This window comes from Thioclava sp. (assembly GCF_048263065.1).
Lineage (GTDB): Bacteria > Pseudomonadota > Alphaproteobacteria > Rhodobacterales > Rhodobacteraceae > Thioclava.
In genome coordinates this window covers 28,122-44,512 of sequence record NZ_JBLXEM010000016.1, presented here as the reverse complement: position 1 = coordinate 44,512, position 16,391 = coordinate 28,122, and the positions used below count along the sequence as shown (strand labels likewise).

General features: G+C 59.1%; 12 protein-coding genes and 1 pseudogene. 5 read left to right on the top strand and 8 right to left on the bottom strand.

The window, feature by feature from the left end:
- Positions 1–497 precede the first annotated feature (497 nt).
- Positions 498–599, bottom strand: a pseudogene (locus ACN0SD_RS15670) (ATP-binding protein); the annotation flags it as partial.
- A gap of 61 nt (positions 600–660) precedes the next feature.
- Between ACN0SD_RS15670 and ACN0SD_RS15665 the strand changes: the two are divergent.
- Complete coding sequence (locus ACN0SD_RS15665) at positions 661–1,338, top strand: DUF2270 domain-containing protein (RefSeq protein ID WP_417809163.1); 678 nt, start codon at positions 661–663, stop codon at positions 1,336–1,338.
- Between the two features lie 203 nt (positions 1,339–1,541).
- On the opposite strand, the gene ACN0SD_RS15660 is transcribed toward ACN0SD_RS15665, so the two are convergent.
- From ACN0SD_RS15660 to ACN0SD_RS15630, 7 genes are all read right to left on the bottom strand, one after another.
- Positions 1,542–2,084, bottom strand: coding sequence for a DUF2478 domain-containing protein (locus ACN0SD_RS15660; RefSeq protein WP_417809162.1), 543 nt, complete (start codon positions 2,082–2,084; stop codon positions 1,542–1,544).
- Positions 2,085–2,172: 88 nt separating this feature from the next.
- A complete protein-coding gene (locus ACN0SD_RS15655) occupies positions 2,173–2,970 on the bottom strand; it encodes a peptidylprolyl isomerase (protein ID WP_417809161.1) in 798 nt (265 codons plus the stop codon).
- Between the two features lie 4 nt (positions 2,971–2,974).
- Positions 2,975–3,742 (bottom strand): respiratory nitrate reductase subunit gamma, encoded by a 768-nt coding sequence (narI, locus tag ACN0SD_RS15650; protein WP_417809160.1) that lies wholly within the window; start codon positions 3,740–3,742, stop codon positions 2,975–2,977.
- 11 nt (positions 3,743–3,753) lie between these two features.
- Complete coding sequence (gene narJ / locus ACN0SD_RS15645) at positions 3,754–4,476, bottom strand: nitrate reductase molybdenum cofactor assembly chaperone (RefSeq protein WP_417809159.1); 723 nt, start codon at positions 4,474–4,476, stop codon at positions 3,754–3,756.
- The gene (gene narH, locus ACN0SD_RS15640; RefSeq protein WP_417809158.1) at positions 4,473–5,996 is read right to left on the bottom strand and encodes a nitrate reductase subunit beta; all 1,524 of its coding nucleotides are present in this window, start codon (positions 5,994–5,996) and stop codon (positions 4,473–4,475) included. The genes narJ and narH overlap by 4 nt, the downstream gene beginning before the upstream one ends.
- A complete protein-coding gene (locus ACN0SD_RS15635; RefSeq protein WP_417809157.1) occupies positions 5,993–9,721 on the bottom strand; it encodes a nitrate reductase subunit alpha in 3,729 nt (1,242 codons plus the stop codon). The genes narH and ACN0SD_RS15635 overlap by 4 nt, the downstream gene beginning before the upstream one ends.
- A 67-nt stretch (positions 9,722–9,788) precedes the next feature.
- On the bottom strand, positions 9,789–12,476 hold the full coding sequence (locus ACN0SD_RS15630) for a nitrate/nitrite transporter (RefSeq protein ID WP_417809156.1): 2,688 nt from the start codon (positions 12,474–12,476) through the stop codon (positions 9,789–9,791).
- Between the two features lie 177 nt (positions 12,477–12,653).
- Here ACN0SD_RS15630 and ACN0SD_RS15625 point away from each other — a divergent pair, with 177 nt between their 5' ends.
- The 4 genes from ACN0SD_RS15625 (at position 12,654) to ACN0SD_RS15610 (ending at position 16,391) form a co-directional block, all read left to right on the top strand.
- Positions 12,654–13,430 (top strand): helix-turn-helix domain-containing protein, encoded by a 777-nt coding sequence (locus ACN0SD_RS15625; protein WP_417809155.1) that lies wholly within the window; start codon positions 12,654–12,656, stop codon positions 13,428–13,430.
- 85 nt (positions 13,431–13,515) lie between these two features.
- Entirely contained in the window at positions 13,516–14,112 is a 597-nt protein-coding gene (locus ACN0SD_RS15620; RefSeq protein WP_417809154.1) for a TetR/AcrR family transcriptional regulator, read from the top strand.
- A 3-nt stretch (positions 14,113–14,115) separates the two neighbouring features.
- Entirely contained in the window at positions 14,116–15,261 is a 1,146-nt protein-coding gene (locus ACN0SD_RS15615; RefSeq protein WP_417809153.1) for an efflux RND transporter periplasmic adaptor subunit, read from the top strand.
- Positions 15,258–16,391 carry an ABC transporter permease gene (locus ACN0SD_RS15610; RefSeq protein ID WP_417809152.1) on the top strand — a complete coding sequence of 378 codons (1,134 nt, stop codon included), beginning with the start codon at positions 15,258–15,260 and terminating at the stop codon, positions 16,389–16,391. The genes ACN0SD_RS15615 and ACN0SD_RS15610 overlap by 4 nt, the downstream gene beginning before the upstream one ends.

Below are 16,391 nucleotides of genomic sequence, written 5' to 3'. Positions count from 1 at the left end.
GGCAGAAGCCCAATCGAATACCGTAAAAGCCTCGGCCTTATGCCGTGAAAACAGTCCAAGTTTTTGTCCGCACCCCCGAAGCCCAATCGAATACCGTAAAAGCCTCGGCCTTATGCTGTGAAAACAGTCCAAGTTTTTGTCCGCACCCCCCATGCAAAACCAACCACCGGCCCTCACTTCGGTTCTATGAAAACGTGATCGCTTGCGGACTCGTGTCGAGCCAATTCTGCGTATGCCGCCCCGGCAGCCGCACTTCTCCGGTCACCCCTGAAAGCGACCGACAGCGGGTCTTTCCGATCCTGCGTTGTTGCGCTTTGCTTTGCAGGGGCCGCTTCCTACGAATTTCTGCCCTTGCTGGAGGACGTTGTAATAGTCTTTCGGCACATAATTTTACCTCTACGGGCGTCCAAATGACCCTCTTTCGTGCGCAAGGATAGCTGGCCCGAAGCGGTGTAGCCACCACACAGCGCAGCTGTATTGGGCCAGCGGCGGCTCGTTTATTCGCGAGTCTTGAAGCACCAGCTTTCGTTGCCGGTTTCGACGATGTGACGGTGATGGGTAAGGCGATCAAGCCGCGCAGTGGTCATCTTGGCGTCGATCAGGATAATTGTTGTGTGGTTCATGTCGTATATGCAACGCTGTTAGTGGGGGAGGCTCACTATGGCGGTTGAGAATGCCGAAGAAAGGAAACAGCTTGACGCAGCAGAGCTTGGGGCGATTGCGCACCTGTATCGCGGCGAGGTCTACAGATCGACACTCTGGCGGACGCGGCTCGACACAACTACGAACTGGGCAGTCGTAACGCTGGGGATCGCACTATCGATTGCCTTTTCGTCGCCTGCCGCATCCCCCCTGCCTTTGATACTTGTGGGCGTATTGATCTTCTTCTTTTTGATGTTGGAGGCGCGTCGGTATCGATATTTCAATGTTTGGCGTGCGCGTTGCAGATGGATGGAAGTTCATTTCTTTGCGCCAATGCTGCACGACGGCAATCTGCATATGGAAGAGGGCTGGCAACGCGTTCTAGCCGAAGATTATTGGAGACCGACGCACCATGTTTCTATGGCCGTCGCAATCGGGCGGCGCATTCGGCGAAATTACTTCTGGATACTGCTCATTCAAAGCATCGCTTATGTCGGAAAACTTTTGGTGCATCCCGAACCTTTGACTTCAGCTTCGCAATTGATAGACCGCGCGACTATCGGGCCCGTGCAAGGGCAATATGTTCTTGGTCTGGGCGCAATGTACTGCCTTACTTGGGGGGCGATATCCCTTTTGAGCTGGCGAGACGATAGAAACCGAGCAAAGACGCACCCTGCTCGCTCAGGTATGGGGTGAAGCATTGCTCGATATAGGCATGTGAATTTCGCTATTCTCCCAGCCAGAACAGATAATCCGAAAACGCCAGTTTCAAACAGTCTAGTGTTCAGGCGGAAGGGGGCTTTCAACGACACCCCATCGATCACAATCGTAAAGTTAGACAGGCGGGCGTTCTTTCTGGCGACAGCGAGTATGGCGCTGTTCGTATCCTGTACCCGTTGCTAAACCGACAGCGTCATTCGTGGCGCAGAAGGAGCCGTCTTCTTCTGAAAGCTGTCAAGCCAATCGCACAGCGCGTCGATGGTTGGCGGGAGTGCTTGTGCGTAACCTTCGGCGAAGCGGGCGAATGCGGCCTCGTTCAGCCCGTTCAGGCCGGTCAAAACCGGAATGCCCAACGCGACCGCCTCGGCCATCACCGTGCGAAATCCGCGGCCCTCGGCCTCCATCTTGCCGAATTTGTTGATGATCAGAAGATCGGCCCCCTCAAGACCATCTGCGACCGCGTGCACGGCTGTTTCCAGCGCCGCCGGATCAAGGCGGCAGCCCCGCGACCCAGCGCCAAGGGCTTGAGATATCCGCAGCACCGGCCCGTCGGGCAGCACTTGGATATCCATATCGCAAGCATGTGATTTTGCGCGCTCAGTATTGACCTGAACCGTGCCACAAACCCGCAACCCGGCAGCTATCGCGCGTTGCGCGAACCGGCCCAGCAACAGATCGGCGTCGCCTCTACCGGGGCAGCTTACGGTTGCGACCGGAAACATCAGCAGTGTCCTTTTCTCTTACGCTTGTCTTGCTCCCGTGCTCCTCCGCCCAAGAGCGGTTGCGTGCAAACGGGTCGCTGATCATCCCTCACCCCGCGCGCAGGTCGGCGCCCGACACCTCGGCTGTAGCCGCAAGTTCCGCGATGAAATCACGCGCGCCTGCGGTCCAAGCCGCTTTTTCCATCGCCTCGGCAATATGCGGGCGCACCGCATCATAGGGCAGCGGTGCCCCTTCGGCCGTGGCATCAAGGCGGATAATATGCCAGCCAAACCGGCTCAGCACCGGCTCGGCAGTGATTTCTCCCTCGCTAAGGCGGCGCAATACGGCCTCAAACTCGGGCACGGTATCGCCCGGCCCGAGTTGCCCTAGAAAACCGCCTTCGCCGCGCGAAGAACAATCGCTGTTTTCCTTGGCCACATGGGCAAAGCTTTTCGGTTTGGCGATGACTTTTGCCGCCAAATCGCGTGAACGTTTCTCGGCTGCGGCGCGCATGTCTTCTTGGCGCGGATCGCAGGCCACCAAGATATGGGCGGCCTCCCACAGCGGAGGGGCGCGAAAGCGCGTTGGGTCGCGCTCCCACTCGGTGCGGATCGCGTCCTCACCGGGGGCGGGCACGTCGATTGCCGTCTCCAGAAGGCCGCGGATCAGCGCCTCATCCTCGGTTTCGGTCTGACCGGGGGCGACTTCTTGAGGCTCGGGTGTAAGCCCGCGCCGCGCCGCCTCTTGCAGCAGAAGCGCGCGCACCGCCAGCGCATTGGCCGCTTTGCGCCACGCGATGCCCGGCTTGTCGCGCGGGCCTTCGTGGTTCTGGGTTTCAGCGGCAATCGCGGTGGATGGAATGATCTGACCATTCACCACGACATCAGGAAACAGGGGCTTGTTCATCGCGTTACTCCGCTGCTGTGGGCCGTTTGGCCGCCGCAATCCGTGCTTTTGCCACATCAGAGTCAGTGCGCGGCGGCAGCGGTTTGCTGCGACGAGACCGCACGAGTTGATACCCCGGACGCAAGAACAAATAGCGCAGCGGTGCAAAGAACCCTGAGGCGATATGAACAAGCCGCGTAAACGGAACCAGCAGGAAGATCGTCAGCCCCAAGAAGATATGCAGCTTGAAGATAATCGAGACGCTTGCGATCTGATCGACAGGAACGGGGCGAAAAATCACGATGCCCTGCGCCCAATGCATGAACTTTACCATTTCTTCGCCATCAAGATGCTGTGCCGAGATGAAGATCGTGAACAGCCCCAATAGCAGCTGCGCGAGCAACAGACCCAAGATGGCGATGTCGGCAAACGAAGAGTTGATGCGAATGCGCGGATCGGTCCAGCGACGGTGAAATAGGATCGCACCGCCGACAATCGCAGCGAGGCCCGCAACGCCCCCAACAACCATCGCGAGGATCTGTTTGGCCTCGTGGCCAATGCCCATTGCGGCAAGCAATGGCAGCGGCGTGAAAAGCCCTACGAGGTGGCCAAAAAAGATCGTCAGGATGCCGACATGGAACAAGATCGAGCCGATCCGGAACTGTGTGGTGCGCAACAACTGGCTGGACGAACTTTTCCAAGTGAAAGGGTCGCGGTCATAGCGCGCGATCGAGCCGAGAAACAGCACCGACAACGCAATATAGGGATAGATCAAGAAGAGAAACGTATTCATCTGAGCCTCCGTTATTCAGCCGCGGTGTCGGCCGGGCGAGAATTGGGTGTGTCCATTTGCGCGAGCATGTCGCGCACCTGTGGGCAGCCGGAATTCGGGTCGGGGCCAAAGGTGACTTCGGTCTCTTCCCAAATCTTGTCGAGCGCCTCCAGATCGGTCGGGTCTGGATCAGGCCGCGCAAGGATTTCCGCGACCGCGTCTTCATCGACCTCGGCCTTGGCGAGTTGCACCAATGCCGCAAAGACTCCGGCATAGATGCTTTGCCGTTGCTCAAGGCGCTGCGCCACCGCGGCTAAGATATGGGCCGCGTCTGCCAGCATATCGCGCGCCTCATCTGCGGGGCGGGTCGCAAGAAATTCCAGCAGCACCGGCAAGTGATCTGGCAGCTCCGTTGTTGCCGGCTCAAATCCAGCGGCGCGGTAGGTCTCAAGCAGATCGACCATCGCGCCGCCGCGATCACGGCTTTCGCCATGGACATGTTCAAAAAGGTTAAGCGACAGGCTTTTCGAGCGATCGAACAGCATGACGAACTCTTCCTCGAGATCAATTAGGGTGCGCGTTCTCAACGCATCCACCAGCGGGCGCAAATCCCGGCGCGCCGCTGCGGTCAGGCGTGTCTCGGCGGCCAGAACGCCGCCGATTTCCGACATCGCGCCCTGCAATTCCGCCGTGGGGTAGCACAGCAGCAGCGACAGCGCCTTGAGTGAGCGATCTTGTAAAACGGCTTCCATCATTGCGCCTCCTGCGGCATTTTGAGCGGTCGTTTCTGGCCACCAAACAGCGAGGCTTTCGACATCCCCGTCGAGCAGCTATTGCAATCGGTAAAGCCCTCGCCGGTGCGAATGTCATAGGCGACCTCGACCTGTTCGCGGTGCGTCGTCGGGATCACGAAACGGTCCTCGTAATCGGCCAGCGCCATGATTTTATACATGTCCTCGATCATCGCCGGAGACAGGCCGACACGTTTGGCGATGCCTTCGTCAATCACCCCGTCCACGGTTTTGGCGCGCATATAAGCCCGCATCGCCAGCATCCGTTCCAGCGCGGTGGCAATCGGCGCCTCATCGCCTGCTGTCAGCATGTTAGCGAGATAACGCAGCGGGATGCGCAGGTTGCGCACATCGGGCATCGCGCCATCCATGCCGATCGCCCCGGCCTCGGCGGCGTTCTGGATCGGCGAGAGCGGCGGGATATACCACACCATCGGCAGCGTCCGGTATTCGGGATGCAGCGGGAAGGCGACCTTCCAGTCCATCGCCATCTTCCAGATCGGGCTGGCTTGGGCGGATTTGATCCAATCCTCGGGCACGCCATCCGCGCGCGCGGCTTCGATCACAACCGGATCGCTGGGATCAAGGAAAACCCCAAGCTGTGCGTTGTAAAGCTGGCTCTCTTCGGGTGCGTTCGCCGCCTCTTCGATCTTGTCGGCGTCATACAGCATCACGCCGATATAGCGGATGCGCCCGACGCAGGTTTCCGAGCACACGGTCGGGTTGCCAGATTCAATGCGCGGATAGCACAGGGTGCATTTCTCAGATTTGCCGGTGGACCAGTTGTAATAGACCTTTTTGTAGGGGCAGCCGGATACGCACATCCGCCAGCCGCGACATTTCTCTTGGTCGATCAGCACGATGCCGTCTTCCTCGCGCTTGTAGATGGCGCCTGAAGGACAGGACGCCGCGCACGCGGGGTTGAGGCAATGCTCGCACAGGCGCGGCAAATACATCATGAAAGTGTTTTCGTATTCGCCGTAGATCTCTTTCTGGATGCCCTCAAAGTTGTAATCCGCCGAGCGTTTCGAGAATTCACCGCCGAGGATTTCCTCCCAGTTCGGGCCCTTCTCGATTTTCTCAATCCGCTCGCCGGTGATCTTGGAGCGCGGACGCGCGGTCGGGAACGCATTCATTTCCGGCGCGTTCGCAAGGTGTTCATGGTCGAAATCGAACGGCTCGTAGTAGTCGTCGATCTGGGGCAGGTCGGGGTTGGCAAAGATATTCGCCACGATCCGCCATTTCGAACCCTGCCGTGGGATCAACTTGCCGCCACGGGTGCGTTTCCAGCCGCCATTCCAGCGTTTCTGGTTCTCCCAATCGGTCGGATAGCCAAGGCCGGGCTTGGTTTCGACGTTGTTGAACCATGCGTATTCAACGCCGTCGCGGCTGGTCCAGACGTTCTTGCAGGTGACGGAACAGGTGTGGCACCCGATGCATTTATCGAGGTTCAGCACCATGCCGATTTGTGCGCGTACTCTCATTGAGCTGCCTCCTGGGTAGCGGGCGTGTCGAGCCAGTCGATCTTTTTCATCTTGCGGATGATGACGAATTCGTCGCGGTTCGCACCGACAGTGCCGTAATAGTTGAAGCCGTAGGCAAGCTGCGCGTAGCCGCCGATCATGTGGGTCGGTTTAAGCACAGTGCGGGTAACCGAGTTGTGGATCCCGCCCCGATTGCCGGTCTTTTCCGAACCGGGCGTGTTTATGATCTTCTCTTGCGCGTGATACATGAAGGTCGTCCCCTCCTTGATCCGCTGCGAGACCACCGCGCGCGCCGTCAGCGCCCCGTTGGCGTTGTAGGCCTCGATCCAGTCGTTATCGACAATCCCGGCTTTCTTTGCATCGACCTCGGAGATCCAGACAACCGGCCCGCCACGGTTGAGCGTGAGCATCAACAGGTTGTCGGTGTAGGTCGAGTGGATGCCCCACTTCTGGTGCGGCGTGATGAAGTTCAGCACGACGTGCTTTTCATCACCGTCGATCACGTCCTTGGTCACCGTTTTCAAATCAACCGGCGGGCGATACGATACAAACCCCTCGCCAAAGGCGCGCATCCACAGGTGATCTTGGTAAAGCTGCTGGCGGCCCGACAGGGTACGCCACGGGATCAGCTCATGGACGTTGGTATAACCCGCATTATAGCAGACTTCCTCACTTTCGATGCCCGACCAAGTCGGTGACGAGATGATCTTACGCGGCTGCGCTGCGATGTCGCGGAACCGGATTTTGACGTGTTCCTGCCCCTCGGCAAGGTGGGCATGTTCGCGCCCCGTCGGCTTTTCAAGTTCATGCCAAGCCTTGACGGCAACGTGGCCGTTGGTCTCGGGCGCGAGCATCAAGATCATCTCGGCGGCATCAATGTCGGTGACGATTTTGGCGCAGCCTTTGGCGGGGCCATCCTCCCAGACGCCGTTGAGTTTACGCAGTTCTTCGACCTCGTGCTTGGTGTCCCAACCGATGCCTTTGCCGCCATTGCCGAGCTTGTCGAGCAATGGACCAACGGCCATGTAGCGATCATAAATTGCGGTGTAGTCGCGCTCGACCGTGACATAGCTTGGCGCCGTTTTGCCGGGCACCAGATCACATTCGCCCTTTTTCCAATCCAGCACATCGGGTTGGGCCAATTCGCCCGCAGTGTCATGCAGGATCGGGGCCTGAACGATGTCGGTTTCAACACCCAGCACACCCTTGGAAACCTCTTGGAATTTCTTTGCGATCGCCTTGAAGATTTCCCAATCCGATTTTGACTCATAAGCTGGGTCTACCGCCGCCTGAAGCGGGTGGATGAACGGGTGCATGTCGCTCGTGTTGAGATCGTTTTTCTCATACCAGCTTGCGGTGGGCAGTACGACATCGGAATAGACCGCCGTAGTGGACATCCGGAAATCGATGCAGACCAGCAGGTCCAGTTTGCCCTCGGGGGCCTTGTCATGCCAGACGACCTCTTTGGGTTTGGCGCGGCCTTCTTCGCCCAGATCCTTGCCCATGACGCCGTTATCGGTGCCCAGCAGGTGTTTCACGAAATACTCGTGCCCTTTCCCCGAAGACCCCAGAAGATTCGAGCGCCAGACATAGAGGTTGCGCATCCAGTTTTCGGGCGCATCCGGGTCTTCGCACGACATCTGCAACTCGCCCGATTTCAGCTTGTCGACCACATAGTCCTTGGGATCGACACCCGCCGCTTTCGCGGCCTTTGCGACCTCTAGCGGGTTGGCGTTGAACTGAGGTGCCGAGGGCAGCCAGCCCATGCGTTCGGCCCGCACGTTGTAGTCGATCAGCGAGATGTTCCAGTCGCCTTCAGGCGCGGTCGGTGACAGGATTTCACTCGCGCTCAGTGTCTCGTAGCGCCACTGATCGGAATGGGCGTAAAACGCCGAGGTGCCGTTCATCTGGCGCGGCGGGCGCGTCCAATCAAGCGCAAAGGTCAGCGGCAACCAACCCGTTTGCGGGCGCAGCTTTTCCTGACCGACATAGTGGCTCCAGCCGCCGCCCTCTTGGCCGACACAGCCGCACATCACCAGCATGTTGATGATGCCGCGATAGGCCATGTCCATGTGATACCAGTGGTTGATACCCGCCCCAAGAATGACCATCGACTTGCCTTTGGTCTTCTCGGCATTGCCCGCGAATTCGCGCGCCACGGCGATGATCTTTTCGGCCTTCACACCGGTGATTTTCTCGGCCCATTTCGGGGTGTAGGGAACGTCGTCATTGAAGTCATGGCTGACCCACTTGCCGCCCAAACCACGGTCCAAGCCGTAATTGGCGCACAGCAGGTCAAACACCGTGGCCACCATCGCCTCGCTGCCATCGGCCAGCGTGACACGACGCACGGGCACATTGCGGGTCAACACCTCGGGGTGTTCGCATTTGACAAAGTTCTCGCTTGCCGCACCGCCGAAATAGGGGAAGTCGACGCCGACAACAGCATCATGCTGGCCCTCAAGAATTTGGCTGAGGCGCAGCTTGACGTCTGCCTTGCCTGCGCGTTCCTCAAGGTTCCACTTGCCTTCTTCGCCCCAGCGGAACCCGACCGAACCATTGGGCGCGACCATCTCGCCGGTGGCCTCGTCATAGGCGACCGTTTTCCATTCGGGGTTGTTCGCCTCGCCCAGAGCATCGCTCAGATCAGAGGCACGCAACTGTTTGCCGGGGATAAGCTGATCGCCTTTTTTATCAAGCACCACCAGCATAGGCATGTCGGAATAGCGCCGGATATAGTCCTCGAAATACTCGGCCTGACGATCAAGGTGATACTCGCGCAAGATGACATGGCCCATCGCCATCGCCATCGCGCTATCTGTGCCCTGTTTCGGGTTCAGCCAGATATCGCCGAATTTCGACGCCTCGGAATAGTCCGGACAGATCACCGCTGACTTGGTGCCGCGATAGCGCGCCTCGGTGTAGAAATGCGCGTCGGGCGTGCGGGTTTGGGGCACGTTCGACCCCCAGATTAGCAAATAGCCCGCGTTGAACCAATCGGCTGATTCCGGCACGTCGGTCTGCTCGCCCCAGGTCTGCGGGCTGGCGGGCGGCAGGTCGCAATACCAGTCATAAAACGACAAGATCGAGCCGCCCATCAGTGAAAGATAGCGCGCGCCTGCGGCGTAAGACACCATCGACATTGCCGGGATCGGCGAGAAGCCAAACACCCGGTCAGGACCGTATTTCTTGGCCGTATAGGCGTTGGCGGCGGCGGCGATCTCGGTCGCCTCGTCCCAGCTGGCGCGCACAAAGCCCCCCTTGCCGCGGGTCTTGGTGTATTCGGCGCGCAGGGCCGGATCAGATTGGATCGCCTCCCACGCTGCGACCGGGGCCAATGTCTTGCGCTTTTCGCGCCACATTCGCATCAGGCGGCCGCGCACCATTGGGTGCTTGAGTCGCGCCGCGCTATAAAGATACCAGCTATAGCTTGCCCCGCGCGAACAACCGCGCGGTTCATGGTTGGGCAGGCCGGGGCGGGTGCGCGGATAATCGGTCTGCTGCGTTTCCCAAGTGACAATCCCGGATTTGACATAGATCTTCCAGCTACACGACCCGGTGCAGTTCACCCCATGCGTCGAGCGCACGATTTTGTCGTGCCGCCAGCGGTTGCGATAGGTCTCCTCCCAGTCCCGGTTTTCGCGGGTGACCTGGCCGTGACCATCGGAAAATTGCTCCAGTTTGTTAGACTGGAAGAAGTTCAATCTATCGAGCAGGTTGCTCATATCTCGTCTCCTTGGGAACAGGGAAGGGCGCGCGCCACCGGGTCGCCGGGGCGCGCGTCACAGGATTTCAGCAGGGAACCGGGGCACCCTTGCGGCTATAAAAGAACCAGGTCACCACCACGCAGATCGCGTAGAAGATCAAAAAGCCCCACAGCGCGGCAGTTGGTGCGCCGGTGAAGTCAATCGAGGTGCCGTAAGCTTTCGGGATGAAGAAGGCCCCATAAGCCGCGATGGCACTTGTAAAGGCGATAATTGCCGCGCTTTCGCGTTCGGCCTGCCGACGGCTGGCTTGCGCGTCGAGGTCCGGCATCAGGCGCGGAATCTCGCGGGCCATGATCGCGGGGATCATCTGGAAGGTAGAAGCATTGCCGACCCCGGTCAGGAAGAACAGCGCCATGAACGAGGCGAAGAAGCCCCAGAACGCGCCCGGCTGTTCCTTGATGCCAAGGAAGAAGATCACCCCGAACACCGCCACGATCATGCCAACGAAGGTCCAGAACGTAACCCGTCCGCCGCCAAAGCGGTCGCTGACCCAGCCGGTTCCGGCGCGACTTAGCGCCCCGACAAGCGGGCCAAGGAACACGAATTGCAGCGCGTTTACTTCTGGGAACATCAGCTTGGTCAGAAGCGGGAAGCCCGCGGAATAGCCGATGAAACTGCCAAACGTGCCGGTGTACAGGATGCACATGATCCAGTTATGCGTGCGCGAGAAGATGATCGCCTGCTCAGAGAAGCTGGCCTTTGCATCAGCAATGTCATCCATGCCGATCCAAGCCGCGATGGTAGAGATCGCAATAAACGGCACCCAGACAAAGCCTGCGTTTTGCATCCACAACTGACTGCCCGCGCTAAGTTCCTGCGGGGCGCCGCCCATCGCGCCAAAGACGCCAGCGGTGATGACGATCGGCACCAAGAACTGCATGACGGACACGCCAAGGTTGCCCAGACCTGCATTCAGTGCCAACGCGTTGCCCTTTTCGGCCTTCGGGAAGAAGAAGGCGATATTGGCCATCGACGAGGCAAAGTTGCCCCCGCCAAGCCCGCAGAGCAGGGCAAGAACAAGGAAGATGAAATAGGGCGTTTCAGGGTTTTGCACCGCATAGCCGATGCCCATTGCAGGCAGCAGCAGCGAAGCGGTCGAAAGCGTTGTCCACAGCCGGCCCCCAAAGATTGGCACCATGAAGCTGTAGAATATCCGCAGAGTCGCGCCCGAAAGCCCCGGGAGTGCTGCGAGCCAGAACAGCTGCTCGGGTGTGAAGTTGAACCCGATCGAGGACAGCTTGGCTACCACGACCGACCACACCATCCAGACCGAGAAGGCCAGAAGCAGTGCGGGGATCGACAGCCAGAGGTTCCTCCGCGCGACTTTGCGCCCCTTGGTCTGCCAGAACTCCTCGTCTTCGGGGTGCCAATCTTGCAGCGTTTTCGGGGACAACACGCCTTCTGGCAACGGCATTCCCTGCATCTCGGGAAGCTCGGGCAAGGTATCAAGCGAGGCGCCATGTGTCGCCCGCTCCATAGAGCGAACCGCCAAGGTCATCCAAAGCAGCGACGCCCCCACCAGCAAGAACAGCAGTGCGAAAGCCGAGGTGAAGATACCGGTTAGATCAAGCACGGCACCGAAGATAATCGGCAAGACAAATCCGCCGAGACCGCCGATCATGCCGACAAGGCCGCCGACCGCGCCGACATGTTTAGGGTAGTAAACCGGGATATGCTTGAACACCGCCGCTTTGCCGAGGCTCATGAAAAAGCCAAGCGCGAACAGGATGATGACGAAGGGCCAGAAATCCAACCGGGTCGAAAAGGCGATCGGGCCGTTCTTGCCTTGAATCACATAGTCGGTCGCCGGATAGGACAGCATGAACAGCAGGATGGTAGAAAATCCCAAGCTCCAATACATCACCAAACGGGCGCCAAAGCGGTCGGAAAGATGGCCGCCATAGGCACGAAACACCGAGGCGGACAGACCGAACGCCGCTGCCGCCATCCCCGCCGTGCGAATGTCGACATGGTAGACATCCATCAGGTAATGCGGCGTCCAAAGCGCGATCGCCACGAACCCGCCAAAGACAAAGAAATAATAGAGAGAAAAGCGCCAAACCTGGAGGTTCTTCAAGGGCGCGAATTGCTCGGCAAGAGAGGGCGCATGAACGCCTTTTTTGCGTCGCTCGATCAATTCGGGGTCGTCCTTGGCAAACAGGAAAAACATCACCGCCATCAGCGCCAACGCCGTTGCCCAAACTTGGGCCACGCCATGCCAGCCATAGGCGACCATTACGAACGGGGCTACAAAGGTCGTTACTGCGGCCCCCACGTTGCCTGCGCCGAAAATGCCAAGCGCAGTGCCCTGCTTGCTTGAATCATACCAGCGCGAAACATAGGCAACGCCGATGATAAACGAACCGCCCGCAAGGCCGATGCCCAACGCCGCAACTAGAAACATTGTGTAGCTAGACACCCAGGTCAGCATCCATGTCGCCGCTGCGGTCAGCAACATTTGCAAGGCGAACACGATCCGACCGCCGTATTTCTCGGTCAAAACGCCCAAGAACAGCCGCGTCAGCGATCCGGTCAAAACCGGGGTCGCGACGAGCAGGCCGAATTGAAATTCGCTCAGGCCGAGTTCCTGTTTGATCCGCACGCCAATGATCGAAAAAATTGTCCAGACGGCGAAGCAGATGGTGAAGGCGAAAGTGCTGAGTCCCAAGGCCCGGTTTTGATCCGAGTGTGTGACGCCATCGAGTGTGTGCATAGTGCCTCTCCAGGAATTGGACCGACCGCAGGCCGGCTAAGTCCCGCCGACATCAACAGGGTTGCCCGACCGAAATAGTTGACGCAAATCAAAAACTCTCGCGAAATTATATAAATAAATCATCGGCTTACATTTATCATCTTATGACGCGCCTTGGATCAAGCTAGCTCAGGTCGTATGTCCATCGCGCGCTTGACATTTGTTTGGTCGGCGGCGTCTAATTTCAACCGGAGGTATAGGATGGTTATTCATACAAGTGATTTCGAATCGGAAGAAATCCGCTCGCTCGCCCTGTTCTCAAGCCTTGATGACGCCCGCTTTTCGATGTTGATGCGTGGGGCTTATGTACAGAATTTACCGCCGATGATCGACTTGATCACTGAGGGCGATAAAAGCGATTTTCTGCATGTTCTGATCTCTGGCTCTGTCGAGCTGTTTGCTAATTGGAATGACCATGAAACGACGATGGCCGTGCTTCGTCCGACCTCGACATTTATCCTTGCTGCGACAATTCGGCAGGCGCGCTACCTCATGTCCGCCCGCACGCTTGAGAAATCCCGCATTGTTCTGGTGCCTTCAGAAGACGTCAGCGCGATGTTCGATCTTGCCCCGGATTTCGCCCGCGCGGTCGTTACGGAACTGGCTATATGCTACCGCGCCAACATTATGACGACGAAGAACCTGAAGCTGCGCAGCTCGCTTGAACGTCTGGCGAACCATCTTTTGGCTGAGCGTAAGCTTGCCGGAGATACCCAAAGCTTCGAACTCGGGATCGAAAAACGCCGCCTTGCCTCAAGCCTTGGAATGACGCCCGAAAACCTGAGCCGCGCGTTCCGACAGCTTAAACCCTACGGTGTCGCTATTGATGGAAGTCGTGTGATTATCGCAGACCCAAGTGACCTGGAAGGTCTGGCCAAGCCCGCGGATTTGATCGACGAACCCTGCCTAAAGTAAGCACCAAACTGTCGTGTTATGTCTCTTGACAGACTCATTTCGTCCCCATAAGTAAGCGATCACTTACTAACTTACGAGGGCGCCAATGCGCAAATCTGCTCAAGATCGCAAAGCCGAGATAGTGACGACCGTCCTTGATCTGGCCGACCGTATCGGACCCGATCGGGTGACGACGGGGGCGGTTGCTTCGGCTGTGGGCGTCACGCAGGCGGCGCTGTTTCGTCACTTCCCAACCAAATCTGAGATGTGGGAAGCTGTCGCCGATCATGTCGCCGATCAGTTGACGACCGCTTGGGAGGCCGCGCTGGCAAATCACCGCGCGCCGCTTGCCCGCTTAACCGCGCTTGTCGGCGCGCAATTTGATAAAATCGCCGAAACCCCTGCGATGCCAATGCTGCTGTTTTCGCGTGAGTTGAACGTCGAGAACGACAAGCTGCGATTGGCCTTTCGCGGACGGCTTGTGGCCTTTCAGGCGCTTTTGGTGGCCGAAATATCCAATGCACAAAACGATGGCGCGCTGCGGCGCGATCTGGAGGCACCAGACATCGCCATTCTGATCACGTCACTGGTGCAGGGGGTGGCGATCCGCTGGTCACTGGGGGCGCGCGATTTCGCATTGCGTGACGAAGGGATGCGCATTTTCAACGTACAGATGCGGCTGTTAACCGCGCAGGAGGTCTAAGCCATGCGGCGAATCTGGATTTATGGGCTGGTGGCGGTTGTCGCGATTGGCGCGGGGGTGGCGTTTCTTCGCACGCGCCCGCTGAGCGTCACGGTCGCACAGCCTGAAAACGATGTAGCGTTGCGGATCTACGGGCTTGGCAGCGTCGAAGCGCGCGTTCTAAGCCGCGTTGGTTTCGAGGTTGGCGCGACGCTGACGACGCTGTCTGCCGATGCGGGCGATCACGTCACGAAGGGTCAGGAGTTGGCGACATTGCACCCCGCCGAGCAAGAGGCCCGCGTCGCGCGTGCCCACGCCGTGCTTGACGCCAATGCTGCCAACCTTGCCAAGGCCGCCGCCGCAGTCGATGCCGCACGCGTCATGCTTGCACAGCGCGCAGCGGCAAATTTACGTCAGCAAAATCTCGCAAAGCAAAACATCGCCTCGGTGCAGCGCGCTGAAGAAACCCAGCGCGACGAAGACGTTGCGCGCGCTGATCTGGCAGTGGCCGAGGCCGAGCAAGCCGTGATCAAAGCGCAGGGCGAGGATGCGGCGGCAGCCTTGCGTCTGGAGCAGACTTTATTGGCCAATCACCGTCTCACCGCGCCCTATGACGCGATTGTCGTGGCACGCCATGCCGAGGTCGGCACCGTGGTCAAGGCGGGCGATACGATTTTCACCCTGATCGACCCGACAACTGTCTGGATTCAGGCCTATATCGACGAAGAGCGCGCGGGCCAGTTGGCGCTTGGCCAACCCGGCACGATCCGGCTGCGCTCCAAACCGGCATCCGAGTTTCACGGCAATATTGCGCGCATCGGTCTGGAAAGCGACCGCGTGAACGAGGAACGCCAAGTTTGGCTGACCTGTTCGGATTGCCCGCAGCCGATGTATCTGGGCGAGCAGGCGGATGTGCGCATCACCACCGGCCATCGCGACACTGCCCTAATGGTGCCAGAGATCGCGATTTCGGGCTTTGACGGCCATCTGGGACAGGTTTGGCTGGTGCAGGATGGCAAGTTGGGCCAAGCTGAGCTGACCTTTGGCGCGCGTGACGATATGGGTCGCGTTGAGGTCACAGGCGGATTGCCGGACGGAGCCGAAATTGTCACCACGCTGCCCAAAGGCGCCAGCGACGGCCGCGCCGTGCGCGTCGAGGATACGAAATGAACCTTGCACTCAAAGACATTCGTCACGGGCTGTTTCGCTTTATCCTGACCTGTTTCGGGCTGGGGTTGCTGATGACCGTCGTGCTGGCGATGATCGGCATCTATAACGGTCTGGTCGCCGATGCTTTGGCTGTGGTCAAAGCCCCCGCCGCCGACGTCTGGGTTGTCGAGGCCGGAACGCAAGGTCCGTTTGCCGAAGCCTCAGCGATCCCCACCAACACGCGCGACGCGGTGGCGCGCATGCCCGGCGTGGCCGAGGCGGGCGCGATCACCTATCAAACCATAGAGGCCACACATGCTGGCAAGACGCTACGACTGTATGTAATCGGCTACGAGACGGGGCGGCCCGGCGGGCCAAGTGAGATCGTCGAAGGTCGCGGTATTGGAACCAGCCATTTCGAACTGGTCGCCGACCGTAAAACCGGCCTCGCAGTTGGCGACACGATCCGTCTTGGGCGCAACCGTTTCACGGTGGTCGGGCTGGTCGAGGATGCGATGAATTCGGGCGGCGATCCGGCGGTGTTCATGACGCTGAGCGATGCGATGACGCTGCAAACGACACTCGACCCCGCCGCCTCGCGGGTGCAGGCGGCGCGCGGCACGGATGCGGTCAAATCCGCCAGTGTTGCCGCTGTCATAACGCGCGTTGAACCGGGGGCGGATGTCGATTTGCTCACCGCGACCGTGCGTCAGTGGAAGCACCTCGCCGCGCTGACCCAAGCAGAGCAAGAGCAGCTTTTGCTCGCCTCCGTCGTGGATCGCGCGCGCCGTCAGATCGGTCTGTTCCTTGGCATTCTGCTCTCGGTCAGCGCCGTCGTGATCGCGCTAATCATTTACACGATGACGATGGAAAAGCTTAAACAGATCGCCACGCTCAAGCTGATCGGCGCGCCCGATCGCACGATCATCGGGCTAATCGTGCAGCAGGCGCTAATCCTTGGTGCCTCGGGCTGGGGGATCGGCCTCGCGCTGATCCTGCTGGTCAAAGACGACTTCCCACGCCGCGTCGTGCTGGAGCCATTCAACGCCTTGGTTCTGGCGGGTATCATCTTTGTGGTGTGTCTCGTGGCCTCGGGCTTGGGCGTGCATGCCGCGCTCAAGGTGGATCCCGCCACCGCATTGGGGAGCTGA